The sequence below is a fragment of the Rhodococcus sp. IEGM 1241 genome, from assembly GCF_033142365.1.
Taxonomy (GTDB): Bacteria; Actinomycetota; Actinomycetes; order Mycobacteriales; family Mycobacteriaceae; genus Rhodococcus_F; species Rhodococcus_F erythropolis.
This window is the reverse complement of record NZ_JAWLSE010000002.1, coordinates 94,432-110,641: the sequence shown is the minus strand read 5'-3', so window position 1 is coordinate 110,641 and position 16,210 is coordinate 94,432. Positions and strand designations below refer to the sequence as shown.

Annotated in this window: 15 protein-coding genes; 4 read left to right on the top strand and 11 right to left on the bottom strand. The window is 64.4% G+C overall.

Annotated elements, in window-relative coordinates:
- Positions 1-24 precede the first annotated feature (24 nt).
- Complete coding sequence (gene glnA / locus R4P70_RS10120; RefSeq protein WP_003941609.1) at positions 25-1,461, bottom strand: type I glutamate--ammonia ligase; 1,437 nt, start codon at positions 1,459-1,461, stop codon at positions 25-27.
- Positions 1,462-1,674: 213 nt separating this feature from the next.
- On the opposite strand from glnA, the gene R4P70_RS10115 reads away from it, so the two are divergent.
- Positions 1,675-2,148 (top strand): RDD family protein, encoded by a 474-nt coding sequence (locus R4P70_RS10115; protein WP_019748923.1) that lies wholly within the window; start codon positions 1,675-1,677, stop codon positions 2,146-2,148.
- Between the two features lie 71 nt (positions 2,149-2,219).
- Here the strand turns inward: R4P70_RS10115 and R4P70_RS10110 are convergent, their stop codons facing one another.
- The 5 genes from R4P70_RS10110 to sucB all read right to left on the bottom strand — a co-directional run bounded on the left by R4P70_RS10110 (position 2,220) and on the right by sucB (position 7,661).
- On the bottom strand, positions 2,220-2,975 hold the full coding sequence (locus tag R4P70_RS10110) for a DUF4191 domain-containing protein (protein WP_003941625.1): 756 nt from the start codon (positions 2,973-2,975) through the stop codon (positions 2,220-2,222).
- A 76-nt stretch (positions 2,976-3,051) separates the two neighbouring features.
- A complete protein-coding gene (lipA, locus tag R4P70_RS10105) occupies positions 3,052-4,062 on the bottom strand; it encodes a lipoyl synthase (RefSeq protein WP_003941610.1) in 1,011 nt (336 codons plus the stop codon).
- A 51-nt stretch (positions 4,063-4,113) separates the two neighbouring features.
- Positions 4,114-4,875, bottom strand: a complete 762-nt coding sequence (lipB, locus tag R4P70_RS10100; RefSeq protein ID WP_317830761.1) for a lipoyl(octanoyl) transferase LipB — start codon at positions 4,873-4,875, stop codon at positions 4,114-4,116.
- Between the two features lie 29 nt (positions 4,876-4,904).
- Positions 4,905-5,792 carry a TIGR01777 family oxidoreductase gene (locus R4P70_RS10095; protein WP_020908116.1) on the bottom strand — a complete coding sequence of 296 codons (888 nt, stop codon included), beginning with the start codon at positions 5,790-5,792 and terminating at the stop codon, positions 4,905-4,907.
- A gap of 120 nt (positions 5,793-5,912) precedes the next feature.
- Positions 5,913-7,661 (bottom strand): 2-oxoglutarate dehydrogenase, E2 component, dihydrolipoamide succinyltransferase, encoded by a 1,749-nt coding sequence (gene sucB / locus R4P70_RS10090; RefSeq protein WP_317830760.1) that lies wholly within the window; start codon positions 7,659-7,661, stop codon positions 5,913-5,915.
- Positions 7,662-8,025: 364 nt separating this feature from the next.
- Between sucB and R4P70_RS10085 the strand changes: the two genes are divergently transcribed.
- Complete coding sequence (locus tag R4P70_RS10085) at positions 8,026-8,376, top strand: oxidoreductase (protein WP_182261447.1); 351 nt, start codon at positions 8,026-8,028, stop codon at positions 8,374-8,376.
- A gap of 55 nt (positions 8,377-8,431) precedes the next feature.
- Here R4P70_RS10085 and R4P70_RS10080 read toward each other — a convergent pair whose 3' ends face one another.
- Positions 8,432-9,949 (bottom strand): leucyl aminopeptidase, encoded by a 1,518-nt coding sequence (locus R4P70_RS10080; RefSeq protein ID WP_317830759.1) that lies wholly within the window; start codon positions 9,947-9,949, stop codon positions 8,432-8,434.
- Positions 9,950-10,108: 159 nt separating this feature from the next.
- Between R4P70_RS10080 and gcvT the strand changes: the two genes are divergently transcribed.
- Entirely contained in the window at positions 10,109-11,209 is a 1,101-nt protein-coding gene (gene gcvT / locus R4P70_RS10075) for a glycine cleavage system aminomethyltransferase GcvT (protein WP_003941726.1), read from the top strand.
- Positions 11,210-11,241: 32 nt separating this feature from the next.
- Positions 11,242-12,345: a branched-chain amino acid aminotransferase gene (locus tag R4P70_RS10070; RefSeq protein WP_003941766.1), complete on the top strand. Its 1,104-nt coding sequence runs from the start codon at positions 11,242-11,244 to the stop codon at positions 12,343-12,345.
- Here the strand turns inward: R4P70_RS10070 and R4P70_RS10065 are convergent.
- The 4 genes from R4P70_RS10065 to cobT form a co-directional block, all read right to left on the bottom strand.
- A complete protein-coding gene (locus R4P70_RS10065) occupies positions 12,339-13,160 on the bottom strand; it encodes a dienelactone hydrolase family protein (RefSeq protein WP_411742468.1) in 822 nt (273 codons plus the stop codon). The genes R4P70_RS10070 and R4P70_RS10065 overlap by 7 nt on opposite strands.
- A 128-nt stretch (positions 13,161-13,288) precedes the next feature.
- Positions 13,289-14,263: a GlxA family transcriptional regulator gene (locus tag R4P70_RS10060; protein WP_205906309.1), complete on the bottom strand. Its 975-nt coding sequence runs from the start codon at positions 14,261-14,263 to the stop codon at positions 13,289-13,291.
- 9 nt (positions 14,264-14,272) lie between these two features.
- Positions 14,273-15,040, bottom strand: coding sequence for an adenosylcobinamide-GDP ribazoletransferase (locus R4P70_RS10055; RefSeq protein WP_097387268.1), 768 nt, complete (start codon positions 15,038-15,040; stop codon positions 14,273-14,275).
- A 2-nt stretch (positions 15,041-15,042) separates the two neighbouring features.
- Positions 15,043-16,188: a nicotinate-nucleotide--dimethylbenzimidazole phosphoribosyltransferase gene (gene cobT / locus R4P70_RS10050; protein WP_264614586.1), complete on the bottom strand. Its 1,146-nt coding sequence runs from the start codon at positions 16,186-16,188 to the stop codon at positions 15,043-15,045.
- Between the last annotated feature and the right edge of the window lie 22 nt (positions 16,189-16,210).

Below are 16,210 nucleotides of genomic sequence, written 5' to 3'. Positions count from 1 at the left end.
GTCTGACTTACGTCAGGATGCGGATCACACGTCGTAGTAGAGCTCGAACTCGTACGGGTGCGGACGCAGGTTGACCGGAGCGATTTCCTGCTCGCGCTTGAGCGAGATCCAGGTCTCGATCAGGTCGGTGGTGAAGACGCCACCCTCGGTCAGGTACTCGTGATCGGCTTCGAGGCGGTTGATGACCGTCTCGAGGCTGGTCGGAGCCTGCGGGATGTTGCGAGCCTCCTCCGGGGGAAGCTCGTAGAGGTCCTTGTCGACCGGAGCCATCGGCTCGATCTTGTTCTTGATGCCGTCCAGGCCGGCCATCATCTGTGCAGCGAAGTTGAGGTACGGGTTACCCGAGGAGTCGGGTGCGCGGAACTCGAGACGCTTTGCCTTCGGGTTGTTGCCCGTGATCGGGATACGGACAGCTGCCGAGCGGTTGCGCTGGCTGTACACGAGGTTGATGGGGGCTTCGTAGCCCGGCACCAGACGGTGGTACGAGTTGATCGTCGGGTTGGTGAAGGCCAACAGCGACGGAGCGTGGTGCAGGATGCCGCCGATGTAGTGGCGAGCCATGTCCGAGAGGCCCGCGTAGCCGGACTCGTCGTGGAAGAGGGGCTTGCCGTCCTTCCACAGGGACTGGTGGACGTGCATGCCCGAGCCGTTGTCACCGAAGAGCGGCTTCGGCATGAAGGTCGCGGACTTGCCGTGCTGCCAGCAGGTGTTCTTGACGATGTACTTGAACAGCTGCAGGTCGTCAGCAGCTGCGAGCAGCGTGTTGAACTTGTAGTTGATCTCCTGCTGTCCGCCGGTACCGACCTCGTGGTGGCCGCGCTCGAGCTCGAAGCCCGCGTTGGTCAGGTTGGTGGAGATTTCGTCGCGCAGGTCCACGTAGTGGTCGTACGGAGCGACGGGGAAGTAGCCGCCCTTGGCGCGAACCTTGTAGCCGAGGTTCGGGGAGCCGTCGGCGTTGGTCTCTGCGCCGGTGTTCCAGGAACCGGAGATGGAATCCAGCTCGTAGAACGCGGAGTTCATGCCGGAGTCGTAGCGAACCGAGTCGAAGATGTAGAACTCGGCCTCGGCGCCGAAGAATGCGGTGTCCGCGATGCCGGTGCTGACCAAGTACTCCTCGGCCTTGCGGGCAACGTTGCGCGGGTCGCGGCTGTAGGACTCACGGGTGAACGGGTCGTGCACGAAGAAGTTGATGTTGAGGGTCTTCGCCTTGCGGAAGGGGTCGATCTGCGCCGTGGTGACGTCGGGAAGCAACATCATGTCGGACTCGTGGATCGACTGGAATCCGCGGACCGAAGATCCGTCGAATGCGAGGCCGTCCTCGAACACGTCCTGGTTGAAAGCAGACGCCGGGATCGAGAAGTGCTGCTGGACGCCGGGCAGGTCGCTGAACCGAATGTCGACGTACTCGATGTTCTCGTCCGCGATGTACTTGATGACCTCTTCGGCCGTGGTGAACGCCACGCTTGTGCTCCTTAAGTCGCTTCAGCCAAGTGATGTCGGTTGAATCCGTCGAGGCAGACGGTAGGGAGCTGGTGTTGCCCGCTCGTCAACCCTTTGTTTCGGCAGTGTTACGCGTCGCAGCATCCTGGGGATTTCCGAAGTCCATGTGACCGGCCACACAGTTAAAACCCGGCAAATCTGGACTACGGTGCTGCGACGCCTATCCTGGACAGCATGGCACGTATCACCGGAACTTGGCTCTCTGGGCCGCAAGCAGCTTTGCCGAAGAGCACGGACGGCCGTGAGCAGTCGTACCGTGGCGAGTTCCTCGGTTTCCCTCAGGAGGGGCCGGGTTCGCTGGTCGGTTCGGGCCGTCGTATCGCCGCACTGTTGGTGGATTGGGTCATGGCCGTGGGAGTGGCCTCGCTCATCACCGGAGACTTCTTCGACGGTATGACCTCGACTGTCACGCTGATGGTGTGGTTCGCCGTCGGTGTCGTCACCGTGGCTCTGTTCAACTTCACCCCGGGGCAGTTCGTCCTCGGACTTCAGGTTGCGCGAATCGAAGGCCCGATCCGAGTGGGCTTCGTGCGCGCGTTGGGGCGTCAGGCGCTGCTGGTGTTCGTCATTCCCGCGACCATCACCGACATCGACGGTCGCGGTATGCAGGACCGCGCGACCGGCACTTTGCTCGTGAAGTCGCGCTGACACAAACTTCTCGAACGAAGAAAGACCCGGGTCCGTATGGGCCCGGGTCTTTCGTTTGCTGTGGGGGAGTGTCAGCGACGACGAATGGTTCGCTGCATTCCCTTCATCTTCGCGCCTCCGGGCATCGGGCCCTTGGGAAGCGCCGCTCCGCCGCCGCGTGCGCTGAGCGCAGCGAGGCGACCTTCGATGTTGTCCATGCGCTTGGTGTCGATGTTGCGGGGCAACTTGTTCAAGTAGCGCTGGAGCTGCGAGAGCGGAACCTGGCCCTCGTCGTTTCCGATGATGATGTCGTAGATCGGGGTGTCGCCGATGAGGCGGGCAGTCTTCTTCTTCTCCTGCGCGAGGAGGCCCTTGACGCGTTGCGGCGAACCCTCGGCGACGAGGATGACACCCGGCCGTCCGACGACGCGGTGAACGGCGTCGAGCTGGGTGGTGCCGGCGACGGCATTCGTGACGCGCCACGCGCCCTGCATGTTGTCGAGCGCCCACGCAGCGGCACCGGCCTGGCCTTCAGCCTTCTTGTACACCGATTTCTGGACGCGGCGACCGAAGATGATGAAGGCGCCGAGGAGACCGAGAACGATGCCGATCGGCAGCAGGAACCACTGAAGGCCCCAGATGAGACCGACCAGGAAGAAGACCAGAGCAGCACCGACGAGGGTGCCGATCATCAGCGGCAGGAGGAGCTTGTCGTCCTTGCGCTGCATCTGGAATGCCTGCCAGAGCTGAGTTCTACGTTCCTTGGAAGCCTGCTTGCGGGCAGCCTTCGCTGCAGCCTTTGCCTCTTTGGTGGGTTTGCCCTTACCGGATTTGCTGCCGTTCGCCATGTACCCAGGATACGTCCATTGCTGTGCGCCTTTACTAACCGCCTGCGGTTAATAAAGGCGCACAGCAAAAAGTGGATCAGCGATTCAGGCGCGCCATGAGTGAGCTGGCTTCCTGGGAAGCGTCTCCGCCCTCGGTCAGATGACGCTGCGCCTCGGGCAGTTCACGGCCGTGATGTGCCATGGCCTGCGCATACAGGCGGCCGGCGCGGTACGACGAGCGAACCAACGGACCGGCCATGACGCCGGCGAAGCCCATCTCTTCTGCAGCCTTGGAGTGTGCGACGAACTCCTCAGGCTTGACCCACCGCTCGACGGGGTGGTGCCGAGGCGAGGGGCGCAGGTACTGGGTGATGGTGAGGATGTCGCAACCGGCGGCGTGGAGATCTGCCATCGCCTCGGTGACCTCTTCAGGGGTTTCGCCCATACCGAGGATCAGGTTGGACTTGGTGACCAGTCCGTAGTCGCGTGCTGCGGTGATGACGTCGAGGCTGCGCTGGTACCGGAATGCCGGACGGATCCGCTTGAAGATGCGGGGGACGGTCTCGAGGTTGTGTGCGAGCACCTCAGGGCGTGAGGCGAAGACCTCGTCGAGCAGTTCCGGCTTGCCGTTGAAGTCCGGAACCAGGTTCTCGACGCCGGTGCCCGGGTTGAGTTCGTGGATCTTGCGGACGGTCTCGGCGTAGAGCCAGGCGCCGCCGTCGGGGAGGTCGTCGCGGGCGACGCCGGTGATCGTGGAGTACCGAAGCCCCATGGCCTGAACGCTTTCCGCGACGCGACGGGGCTCGTCGCGGTCGAGGGCCTCGGGCTTGCCGGTGTCGATCTGGCAGAAGTCGCAGCGGCGTGTGCACTGCTCGCCGCCGATCAGGAACGTGGCTTCGCGGTCTTCCCAGCACTCGTAGATGTTGGGGCAGCCTGCTTCCTCGCAGACGGTGTGCAAACCTTCACGCTTGACCAGGCCCTTGAGCTCCGTGTACTCGGGGCCCATCTTTGCGCGGGTCTTGATCCAGTTGGGTTTGCGTTCGATGGGCGTCTCCGCGTTTCGGATCTCGAGACGGAGCAGCTTACGTCCTTCTGGGGCGATAGTCACGACAGTGATCCTACGCCCGGTGATTACTGCAACGGGGTTCGGGCGAGCCCGTCAGCTGTACTGAACGGTAGTAAAAGTCGGAGTAGGCGAGGCGCTTTCGAAGGTGACGCGCTCGACGTTCCGTTCGGTGACGGGCATGGTTCCGTCGAGAGCAGCGATCACTGCCTCGGTCACAGCGGGAGTGACTTCGTCCACGGTGACGTCGCGACCGAGTTCATCCGACAGCGTCGTCACCCCGGCGTCACGGATGCCGCAGGGGATGATGTTGTCGAATCCGGTCAGGACCGAATTGCAGTTCAGGGAGAAGCCGTGCAGTGCCACGCCCCGTTGGACGCGCACGCCGATGGCAGAAACCTTGCGCTCGGGCTTCCATTGCCCGTTTGCGAGTTCGGCGGGCAGCCAGACGCCGGAGCGGCCGTCGATGCGCCCGCAGTTCAGCCCGAGGTCCGTGCACACCGTGATCAGTGCTTCCTCGATGCGTCGGACATATCGCACCACGTCGATGGGCTCGGCCAGTTTCACGATCGGATATCCGACCAGCTGGCCGGGGCCGTGCCAGGTGATCTTCCCGCCGCGGTCGACGTCGATGACAGGTGTGCCGTCGACGGGACGGTCTTCGGGTTCCGTGCGTCGTCCTGCCGTGTACACCGGCGGGTGTTCGAGGAGCAGTAGCATGTCCGGTCCGATGTCGTCTGCCCGCGCTGCCGCGAGCTCACGCTGGCGGTCCCACGCGGCGTTGTAGTCGATCAAACCGAGTTGCTCGACGGCGATCGGCAGTTTCGAGAACCGGGCGGAAACGTCAGCGCTGCTCATGGACGTAGAGATTACGCCCGACTTCGGAATCATCCGAGTGCGGCCGCCAGCGCTTCGCCGATCGTGTTGTGGCGGAAGGAGAATCCCGCCTTTTCCAAGGCCGCGGGAATGGCGCGCTGGCCACCGAGGATGCCGCTCTTGGCGAATTCTCCGATCAACGCTTCGAGTGCGAACCCGGGAACGATCCAGGGAGCGGGTCGGTGGACCGCACGGGACATGGCGTCGTTGAACTGGGCGTTGGTGACAGGGGCCGGACCGGTCAGGTTGACGGGACCGGAGAGTTCGGAATTCGTGAGCGCGAACTTGATCGCGTCGCACTCGTCCTCGAGTGAGATCCACGGAAAGTACTGGCGACCGTTGCCCAGTCGCCCACCGAGACCGAACGAATATAGGCGCCGAAGCCGACCGAGCATGCCGCCGTGGGGTGAAATCACGACGCCCGAGCGCAGATTGACCACGCGGGCTCCCGCCTTGCGTGCGGGCTCGGTGGCAATTTCCCAATCGCGACACGTCGTGGCGAGAAAGTCGGTGCCTGCCGGCGAATCCTCGTCGACGATCTTGTCGCCGGTGTCGCCGTAGTAGCCGACGGCGCTCGCGTTGGCGAGTACGGGAACCTTCTGACTTGCGACAGCTTCGGCCAGGACATCGGTCGCGACGATGCGGCTGTCACGGATCGCCTGCTTGTAGGAACCCGACCACCGTTTGTCGCCGATGCCGACGCCACAGAGGTTCACGACGGCGTCAGCGCCTTGCAGAACGGAGAGGTCCAGGCGGTCCTGGTCCGGGTCCCAACGCGATTCGTCGGGTCCAGCGGTCGAGCGTCGCACGAGACGTACGACGTCGTGGTTGTCGGAGCGCAACGATGACACCAAGGCCGTTCCGATCAAACCGGACGAGCCGGCGATGACTACTCGCATTCGGAAAGCCTCCTTCGATTCAGCCTGCTTCGATATCCGACCGTGTATATCCGACCGTACTGAAAAAGCCGGGGCGCCACCTCCTGATGGAGATGACGCCCCGGTCGGCCGAGCAGTTGCTTACAGGCCCAGATCAGCTTCGAACGAGGCTTCTTCCAACCGCTGCTTCACAGTGGTGAGGAATCGGCCGGCGTCGGCGCCGTCGACCAGACGGTGATCGTAGGTCAGCGGCAAGTAGATCATCGAGCGAACGCCGATGGACTCGTTGCCGTTCTCGTCGGTGACCACCATCGGGCGCTTGACGATCGCGCCGGTTCCGAGCATGGCCGCCTGCGGCGGTACCAGGATCGGGGTGTCGAACAGCGCGCCCTGGCTGCCGATGTTGGTGATGGTGAAGGTTCCACCCGAGAGCTCGTCCGGCTTCAGGCCACCCGAGCGTGCACGCTTCGCGATGTCGGCGATGGCGCGAGCCAAACCGGCAAGGCCGAGATCGCCGGCGTTGTGGATGACGGGGGAGAGCAAGCCCTGATCGGTGTCCACTGCGATGCCGAGGTGCTCAGCGTCGTAGTAGGTGATCTGCTTGGCAGCCTCGTCGTAGCTGGCGTTGATGTTCGGGTGCGACTTCAGCGCCTCGACGACTGCCTTGGCGAAGAACGGAAGGAACGTCAGGTTGACGCCTTCGCGCTCGATGAAGCCGGCCTTGGCGCGGGCCCGCAGGGCGACGATCTTGGTGACATCCACCTCGAAGGTCTGCGTGAGCTGAGCGGTGTTCTGCAGCGACTCACGCGTCTTGGTGGCCGTGATCTGCCGAATACGGTTGGCCTTCTGCGTGGTTCCGCGCAGGTGTGCCAGTTCCGGTCGGACGCCTGCGGCTGCGGTGGCGGCCGGTGCGGCCGCGGGTGCTGCAGCAGGAGCAGCGGCGGCGGGAGCCTTCTTGGCCTCCGCAGCGGCGAGCACATCCTGCTTGCGGATGCGGCCGCCGACGCCGGTGCCGGTGACGGTCGCGAGGTCGACGCCGTTGTCCGTGGCGAGCTTGCGCACGAGCGGGGTGACGTACGGGCTGCTGTCGCCGGAAGCTGCGGGTGCGGCCGCCGGTGCGGGAGCTGCAGCAGGCTTCGGAGCGGGTGCGGCCGGTGCGGCAGCAGGCTTGGGTGCCTCGGTCTTGGGTGCCTCAGCCTTCGGTGCTTCAGCCTTGGGTGCCGGCGGAGCGGCCGGTGCTGCGGGAGCGGCCTTGGGTGCCGGAGCCGCGGCGGGTGCGCCGGATCCGACGACGGCCAGCTGGCCACCGATCTCGACGGTGTCGTCTTCCTGCGCATTGATCTCGAGCAGGATTCCGGCGACGGGGGACGGGATTTCGGTGTCGACCTTGTCGGTCGAGACTTCGAGCAGCGCCTCGTCGACGGCAACCTCGTCGCCGACGGCCTTGAGCCAGCGGGTGACGGTGCCTTCGGTGACGGACTCGCCGAGGGCGGGCATCGTCACGGCGGTGCCTTCAGCGGAACCGCCGGAAGCAGCGGGTGCCTCGGCGGCGGGAGCTTCTTCGGCGGGAGCTTCGGCAGCCGGGGCTTCCTCGGCGGGAGCTTCCTCTGCGGCGGGGGCGGGTGCCTCTGCCTCGGGTGCTGCGGCTTCGCCGGCTTCACCGATCTGGGCGAGCTCGCCACCGATTTCCACGGTGTCGTCTTCCTGCGCGACGATCTTGGTCAGGACGCCGGCGACGGGAGACGGAATCTCGGTGTCGACCTTGTCCGTGGAGACTTCGAGCAAGGGTTCGTCGACTTCGACCGTGTCTCCTTCCTGCTTGAGCCACCGTGTGACAGTTCCCTCGGTGACGCTCTCACCTAGGGCTGGCATCTGGACGGAGAAGGCCATGTCTTTTGACTCCTCGACAGTTGTGTTCGGGTTGTTGAATTTTGTCGACTTGTGGTCGTAATGCATTGTGCTCGAGTGGCGCGCGACGTGCGGCTACTTGAAGCTATTTTGCCGATGTCGACGCGCGGGCGCGGCGTCACCGTCGTTCATCTTTCCATTGATACGCCGGGCGTGTCCGATGAGGGGGATGCCGTCCGTTTCGGGTGTGTCGGCTACTGGCGAGTAGGTATGCGTTGGGGGTCCGGCTGTAACGTCGTAAGCGGACCAAACGGTATGTCGTGCGCAGGCACAACGGACATCGCCTGGCAAACTTGACATATCGCCGGGGTGCATCCGCGGCGTCGGTACCGAGGAGGGTACGACCGTGGGACTGTTCGATCGTTTCAAGCGTCCGCCGAGTGCGGCTCAGGCCGCAGCGCAGAGTGATGCGGATCATCTGGCGAATTGGGCGCACTCGCACGAAGGCGTCGAGGCATATGTGGAACCGCAGACGACGGTGACCGAGGTGACCGTTGTCCTCGTCGCGAAGGACGGGGAGTGGACTCGTCGTCGTGTCGGCGGCGAACGTGGTGCCCGCAAATTGGGACTAGACCTGAAGATTCCCGTCTATGACGTCCGAAAAACGGGATATCCGCAGCGTATGCGCGATCACGACGAGCGTAAGCGAATCGAACGCAAGCGGGCCCGAGAGCAGGAATTGCGCGACGGCGCCTGAACTGCTGTGCGCCTTTATTAACCTCCCGCGGTTAATAAAGGCGCACAGCAAGTGGTCAGCCGTTGACCGCGATGTCCTCCAGGACCGAGATCATCGTGCGAACCGGAACGCCGGTGCCGCCCTTGCCGGTGTAACCCCACGGCCCTGACGTGTTGTACGCGGGACCTGCGACGTCGATGTGCGCCCACTGGACACCCTCGGGAACGAATTCCTTGAGGTAGTGAGCGGCGACCAGCATGCCGCCCCAGCGGTGCGGGGTGACATTGGCCATGTCGGCGACCTTGGAGTCGAGATCTCCGCGCAGTTCCTCGGGCAGCGGCATGGCCCAACCGTTCTCGCCGACGCTCTGCGAGATGGAGGCGACGCGGTCACGGAACTCGTCCGTGCCCATGACGCCGGGGGTGCGGTTGCCGAGCGCCACCATCTGCGCACCGGTGAGGGTTGCGGTGTCGATCATGTAGTCGGGGTTGTCCTCACCCGCGCGAACCATCGCGTCGGCCAGGATCAAACGGCCCTCGGCGTCGGTGTTGACGACCTCGATGGTGATTCCGCCGTACTGGGTCAGCACGTCGCCGGGACGTTGGGCGGTCGCGGACGGCATGTTCTCGGCCATCGGGACGTATGCGACGACGTTGACGGGCAGACCGAGCTTGGCGGCAAGCACGACGGTGGAGATGACCGCTGCGGCGCCGCCCATGTCCGAGGTCATGTTCTCCATCCCGGCGGCGGGTTTGATGGAGATTCCGCCGGTGTCGAAGGTGATGCCCTTGCCCACCAGTGCGACCTTGCGGGCTCCACGCTTCTTCGACGCGTATTCGAGGCGGACGAGACGCGGCTGGCGTGACGAGCCCTTGCCGACGCCGATGATTCCGCCGTAGCCACCCTTCTCGAGTGCCTTCTCGTCGAGCACCTGGACAGTGAGCCCGGCCTCGACGCCCAGTGCCTTGGCGCGCGCGGCGAACTCGGCGGGGTAGAGGTGGCTCGGGGGAGTGTTGACGAACTCGCGTGCGGTGGCGACGGCCTCGGCGATCGCTACCGACCGTGCCAACGTTGCCTTGGTCTCCTTGGTGCGCGGCGAGGGCACCAGAAGTTCGACGCGGGCCAGTGGCTGCGAATCAGGACCGGGAGCCGTCATGGACGACTTGAATTCGGTGAAGCTGTACGCGCCCAACGCAAATCCCTCGGCGGCTGCGCCGAGATCGAGGATCGAGAGCGTGGTTGCGACGGTGTCAATGCCGGACAGTGAGCGGGCTGCAGCGCCCGCGGACTTGCGGATCTGCTCACTGTCGAGCTTGTCGGCGGAGCCGAGTCCGACGGCGAGGACGCTGGTGACCGACAGCGCGCTCGGTGCCGGGACGCGGGTGAGCTGCTCGGGCTTGCCGGTGGCGCCGACGGCGATGAGGCTGTCGAGGATCTCGGCGAGCACGTCTTCGGCGACGATGCCTTCGCTGAGTGCGATCTCGGGGCCGTCCGGACCCGACGTCAGACCGACGACCAATATCTCTGCGCGCTTGGCGACTGTGCCGGCGAGAACGAGGTCGGGCCCCAACGATCGGGCTGTGCGAGTGCTCAAGGTGTCTCCTGTGAGGTGAGTGTGCGATGCGTCCGGTTCTGGCGGATGCCTGAGTCGATGTTAGGCCCTTTGCCGTTTGCGGACGGGGCGATCGTCGCGGCCGGGTGAGCTCTCGCTGCGGACATGTTTCGATCGGCGAAGTCCGATAGGTTGTGGGCCATGACCGACGAACAACTGTTGCAGGGCCCGATCCACCCCGTCCACGTCGAACTCGGCGCGACGTTCGCGCCGTTCGGGGGATGGCAGATGCCGGTTTCGTACGCCGGCGTCGTGGCCGAACACACCTCTGTGCGTGAGAATGTCGGACTCTTCGACGTCAGTCACCTCGGCAAGGCCGTCGTGCGTGGCGCGGGCGCCGCAGAATTCGTGAACTCCGCACTGACCAACGATCTGAACAAGATCGGGCCGGGTAAGGCTCAGTACACGTTGTGCTGCAACGAGTCCGGTGGTGTCATCGACGACCTCATCGCGTACTACGTCAGCGACGACGAGATCTTCCTCGTCCCGAACGCGGCCAATACCGCGGACGTCGTTGCGGCTCTGGTCGCCCTCGCACCGGACGGAATCACCGTCGAGGATCAGCATCGTGCCTACGGTGTGCTGGCTGTGCAGGGTCCGAAATCGGTGGCGGTTCTGACGGCGCTGGGACTTCCCACCGAGATCGAGTACATGGCGTACGAAGATGCGGAATGGAACGGCGTGCCTGTTCGTGTGTGCCGCAGCGGTTACACCGGTGAGGTCGGCTACGAACTCCTGCCGCGGTGGGAGGACAGTGAGCCGTTGTTCCGTGCGCTTCTCGAGGCAGTGCGCGCCGAGGGTGGGCAGGCCGCCGGACTCGGCGCTCGTGACACTCTTCGTACCGAGATGGGTTATCCGCTGCACGGGCATGAGCTTTCGCTCGAGATTTCTCCGCTCGAAGCGCGCTGCGGATGGGCGATCGGTTGGAAGAAGCCGACATTCTGGGGCAAAGAGACCTTGACCGACGAGAAGGCTGCCGGCCCGGCTCGCAAACTCTGGGGGATCAAGGCTCTCGACCGCGGTGTGCTGCGGGCCGGCCTCGGTGTTCTGCGTGACGGCGAGGCAATCGGCGAGACCACCTCGGGGACGTTTTCGCCTTCGCTCAAAGTGGGAATTGCGTTGGCGCTCCTCGATTCCGGTGCCAATGTCTCGGCCGGCGACGAGATCGAAGTCGACGTCCGTGGTCGTGCTCTTCGGTGCGTCGTGGTGTCTCCTCCGTTCGTGGAGACCAACACCAAGTAGAGAGCTTTTTCACGTTCGATAGGATTGCGCCCATGACAGGTGCCGCCGATTTCGTTCGTGTTCAGAGCTCGTCCCCGAAGTCCGACGCCGAGCGCCGTGACATTTTGGCGGCGCCCGGCTTCGGGCGGCACTTCACCGACCACATGGTCTCGATCGACTACACCGCGGGCAAGGGCTGGCACGACGCCCAGGTGTTGCCGTACGGAAACATCGAGCTCGATCCGGCCGCAATGGTTTTGCACTACGGACAGGCCATCTTCGAGGGCCTCAAGGCATACCGTCAGCCGGGTGGTGAGATCAGCTCGTTCCGCGTCGAGGCCAACGCCGAGCGTTTCGCAGCATCTGCGCGCCGTCTGGCCATGCCGGAGCTCCCGTCGCAGATGTTCATCGATTCCATCACCGAACTGATCGACGTCGATCTCGACTGGGTTCCCGCAGCCGGTGGCGAGGACGCGCTCTACCTCCGTCCGTTCATGTTCTCCACCGAAGCCGGACTCGGTGTCCGTCCCGCCGACGAGTACCGCTACCTGCTGATCGCCTCACCCGCCGGTGCGTACTTCCCGCGCGGCGTCAAGCCGGTCAGTGTGTGGCTGTCCACCGAATACGTTCGCGCGGCCCCCGGTGGCACCGGCGCGGCCAAGTTCGCCGGCAACTACGCCGCTTCGCTCCTCGCCCAGGCGCAAGCCGCCGACGAGGGTTGCGACCAGGTGGTCTGGCTCGACGCCATCGAGCGCACGTACGTCGAGGAAATGGGTGGAATGAACCTGTTCTTCGTCTTCGGCTCGGGCCCTGACGCTCGCCTCGTGACGCCGTCGCTGTCCGGTTCGTTGCTGCCGGGCATCACGCGCAACTCGCTGCTCGCCCTTGCCGCCGATTCCGGTTTCGCCGTCGAGGAGCGCAAGATCAGCACCGACGAATGGCGCACCAAGTGCAAGAGCGGTGAAATCACCGAGGTCTTCGCTTGCGGCACAGCAGCAGTCATCACCCCCGTCGGACGTGTCAAGTCCGCCGAGGGCGAGTTCACCATCGCCGACGGCGAGCCGGGTGAAGTGACGATGGCACTGCGCGACACCCTCACGGGCATTCAGCGCGGCACCTTCGCCGACACCCACGGCTGGATGACCAAGCTTCACTGATCGCTGGTTCGTTCCGCGAGCAACCGCTCGCGGAAGAACTGCAGAATCTCGTCTCGAGCGACGTTGGTGGGCGATCCCGCCTCGTCGACGAGATGAGCCGTCACCACGCTGTGTGGATTGGCAATGACGTGTTCGAAGAACGGTGACGTTGTCGCGTTGGCCGCTTCGTCGGGCAGTACCTTCCCGACGAAGCGCTCGCCCATGGCCTTCGAGTAGGCCGCGAATCGCTGTGCGCGGCAGAACGGGTCACCTTGAAACCGGTAGGCAAGCACCGTGAGGTCTTCGGCCTCGAGTCTCGAGCGCACGGCTTCGAGTTCTTCGGGCCCGCTGTCGGTTTCGTCCGGTCGATCGAGCGGTAACGACGGTTGGGCGAGAACCGGCGCGATGACCGAGGGTTCGAGCATCATCGACAACGCGAAGTTGCCGGTGAAGCACATCCCGATCACGCCAACGCCAGGACCGCCGCACTCCTCATGCGCCGAAGCGGCGAGTGAACGCAGCCAACGGACCGCCGGACTCGGTTCGTCGACAGCGAGGGCGCGGAACTCCGCACTGACGCAGGCTCTCTTGAACACCGTCAGCCCCTCGTCCACTGTGGGGACCGCTCCGTCGCGCCCGAACAGTGACGGAACGAAGACAGTGAAACCGGCGTCGCGCACCCAGCGGGCGAACCGCGCTACATGGGGGCTGATGCCTGGCATCTCCGGCATGACGATCACTGCGGGACCGGTGCCGGCCACGTACACGGACTTCGACACTGCGCCGATCGTGATCGTTCGACGGTCGAAGTCTTCGAGTGGATCATCTTTTGTCATACTTCGGTTCGGCACGATGAGCCCTCCCAAGTAGTCGAAGTAATTCCTCTGCACAGTCTTTCGGCGGCGGGATCAACTACAGAAGAGGGCGGTTCGCCACGTTTTCGGGCGGGCTCGCCACGCACGGCCTATCCGGTGCCGCCGTTGCGGAATCGCTTTCGATAGTCGGCCGGGCTGATGCCGACGCGGTCGGTGAACAGGCGACGGAAGGTTCCAGGATCCTGATAGCCGATGTGCCCCAGGATCTTTCCGAGAGACCAGTCGGTCGATTCCAACAACCGTTTCGCTTTTCGGATCCGTGCACGCTGCAGATAACTGCGCGGCGATTCCCCGGTCTCGTCCTTGAACTTCCGAAGCATGGTTCGGGTGCTGAGGTGAAAAGCATCCGACAGCAGATTCAAGTCGTAAGGCTCCGCCATCCGTTCGACCAACCAACTTCCGACGTCGTCGGCGAACTGTGTGTGATTGACGGGCAGCATCGAGTCGACGATGTACGGAGATTGACTGGTTCGATTTTCCGGCGCCAGTGTAATTCTCGCAGTCGTTCGCGCAATATTGTCGCCGAGATGCTCGCGCACGAGTGCTGTTGCGAGGTCGAGCGCGGCAGTGAACGCCGCAGTGGTGGTGACGCCGGCGTCCTGGACGATCAACGAGTCGGTTCGAACCGTCGCACCGGGGTAACGACTCGCGAGGTCCGCACCGTACAGCCACGACGTCGTACATCGGCGTCCGTCGAGCAGTCCCGCCTCGCCCAGCAGATACGCGCCGACGCAGACCGACGACACCCGAACGCCGCGCGCCTCGCACGCACGGATGAACTCGATTTCTCTGTCCCACAGCGACAAACGCGTCGTAGGGTCTTCGGACGGCACGAGGTCGAACCCCGGCACAACCAGGTGATCGATGTCGTGATGCCCCTCCTGTACCCCGAGCGAAAATCCACCTGCCGCAACTACGGGCGTGCCCGACGCTGCGATGACCGATACCTCGAAGGGGTCAGCGGACGCTCCATCAGCGACCCGATTCGCGATCAGGAGAAGGTCGGTGAAAACGAAGATTTCGGCCGCCAGGCAACCTTCGTACGCAAGGACACCTACTCGCACGACGTCGGATCACAGTCCGAGAGTGAGGCCGACGGCCGTAAGCGTCACAGTGAGTTCGAGCGCGAATCCGAGAACGTCTCCGTTGAGTCCACCGAATCTACGGACGCAGTGACGCACGCACAGCACACTGATCAGTAGCGCCGACGCGGTCACGAGAGGGCCGAGCCACCACCGGTCGGTGGCAAAGGCGGAAGTGGCGATCAGCGGAACCGACCATACGATTGCGGCCCAGAGCGGTTGTGAATCGGCGACGAGCGCACCGAATCCGCTCGGGCCAGACGCGAGAATACCTCGGCGGCAGGCAAAAACGACGGCCACACGACCCGCAGCGACAGATACGAGAACGGCGATCCACTGCGTGGGGGAGTCGGCAACAGCGAGGACGCCGAAGGAGACCGATTGCAGCCCAAGGAAGATGAACAGTGCCGCGACCCCGAACGGTCCGGCACCGCCGCTGTGCATGACCTCGCGGGCGCGCTCCGGTGGACCGTAACAACCCAGTCCGTCGACGGAGTCTGCCAGTCCGTCCACGTGCATCCCGCGTGTCCCGAGAGCGAGCGCACCTACCGTCAGCAAGCCTGCGAGATAGGGATTCAGGCCGATACTGGTTGTGCCCCAGAGCAGAAACGTCGCGGCAATGCCGAGAGCGATCCCGGTGAGCGGAGCTGCCGCGATGGCGCGACGACCGGCAGTTCGGTCGATGTCGGAGGGACCACGAACCGGAAGGACCGTCAGCCACGAGAAGGCCAGAGGCACTCCGGACAGCGGGCCCGCCATGCTCACTCCGCCGTATCGGTCTTGGTCAGGTCGATCGACTCGGGTTCGTCGGCAGGTGCGCTGCCCTGAGTGCTGACACCGGCTTCGGAGAATGTCGCCATCTTGCCCAGGATTGCCACTGCGCCCTGAAGAATCGGGAGCGCTGTGACTGCACCTGAACCTTCACCGAGCCGCATGTCGAACTCGACGATCGGGTCGAGACCCATGCGTGTCAACGCGATGGTGTGCGCGGGTTCTGTGGAGCGGTGTCCGGCGACCCACCATTCACGTGCACCGAAAGCCAGTTCGTCGGCAACCATGGCGGCTGCGGTGACCACTACGCCGTCGAGGATCACCGGGGTGCGACGCGAAGCTGCCTGGGCCAGAAAGCCGGCCATCGCGGCGAGGTCGGCACCCGAAGATGTGCGCAGCAGCGCGACTGTGTCGCGAACGTGCGGACGGGCACGCCGGAGAGCGTCGCGAATCGCTGCGGTCTTGCGGATCCACCCGGCGTCGTCGATACCGGTACCTCGACCCACGACCGCGACGGGTTCACTGTCCGTCAGGGCTGCGATGAGTACGGTTGCGGGCGTCGTGTTGCCGATGCCCATGTCGCCGGCGATGAGAAGATCTGCGCCCCCGTCGATTTCCTCGTCCGCGATCGCTCGGCCGGCGGCGATGGCCTGAAGGGTTTCCTCGTTCGACATGGCGTCTTCGCGGTCGATGGACCCGGAAGACCTGCGCACCTTGTGGTTCGAGACGGACGGATCGGTATCGCCGTCCACTGCGATGTCGACGACGCGTACCGTGGCGCCGGCAACCTCGGCGAGGACGTTGACTGCCGCGCCGCCCCCGAGGAAGTTGGCGACCATCTGTGCGGTCACTTCCGGCGGATAGGCGGAGACGCCGTTGCGGGCGATTCCGTGATCACCCGCGAAGACGACGACGCGAGGCCGAGCGAAAGCGTGTGGGGGACAAACTCCTTGGCAGGCTGATGCCCAGTCGGCGAGAGTCTCCAGTCGGCCCAGCGAACCTGCCGGCTTGGTCAGATCACGCTGACGCGCATCGGCCTGCGCACGCACCTCGCGGTCGGGCGGGGTGACGGGTTCGAAGTCGGCGCTACTGACTGGCGCGACGTCAGGGTTGGCATCTGGATTCGCCCCTGAAATGGCCCCTGGATTGGCCTCGGTA

Excerpts from the sequence above, each read along its gene's own strand:
- gcvT (WP_003941726.1), top strand. The coding sequence starts at position 10,109 with ATGACCGACGAACAACTGTTGCAGGGCCCGATCCACCCCGTCCACGTC.
- R4P70_RS10110 (WP_003941625.1), bottom strand. The coding sequence starts at position 2,975 with ATGGCGAACGGCAGCAAATCCGGTAAGGGCAAACCCACCAAAGAGGCA.
- R4P70_RS10065 (WP_411742468.1), bottom strand. The coding sequence starts at position 13,160 with ATGACAAAAGATGATCCACTCGAAGACTTCGACCGTCGAACGATCACG.
- lipB (WP_317830761.1), bottom strand. The coding sequence starts at position 4,875 with ATGAGCAGCGCTGACGTTTCCGCCCGGTTCTCGAAACTGCCGATCGCC.
- R4P70_RS10070 (WP_003941766.1), top strand. The coding sequence starts at position 11,242 with ATGACAGGTGCCGCCGATTTCGTTCGTGTTCAGAGCTCGTCCCCGAAG.
- R4P70_RS10115 (WP_019748923.1), top strand. The coding sequence starts at position 1,675 with ATGGCACGTATCACCGGAACTTGGCTCTCTGGGCCGCAAGCAGCTTTG.
- R4P70_RS10095 (WP_020908116.1), bottom strand. The coding sequence starts at position 5,792 with ATGCGAGTAGTCATCGCCGGCTCGTCCGGTTTGATCGGAACGGCCTTG.
- R4P70_RS10055 (WP_097387268.1), bottom strand. The coding sequence starts at position 15,040 with ATGGCGGGCCCGCTGTCCGGAGTGCCTCTGGCCTTCTCGTGGCTGACG.
- sucB (WP_317830760.1), bottom strand. The coding sequence starts at position 7,661 with ATGGCCTTCTCCGTCCAGATGCCAGCCCTAGGTGAGAGCGTCACCGAG.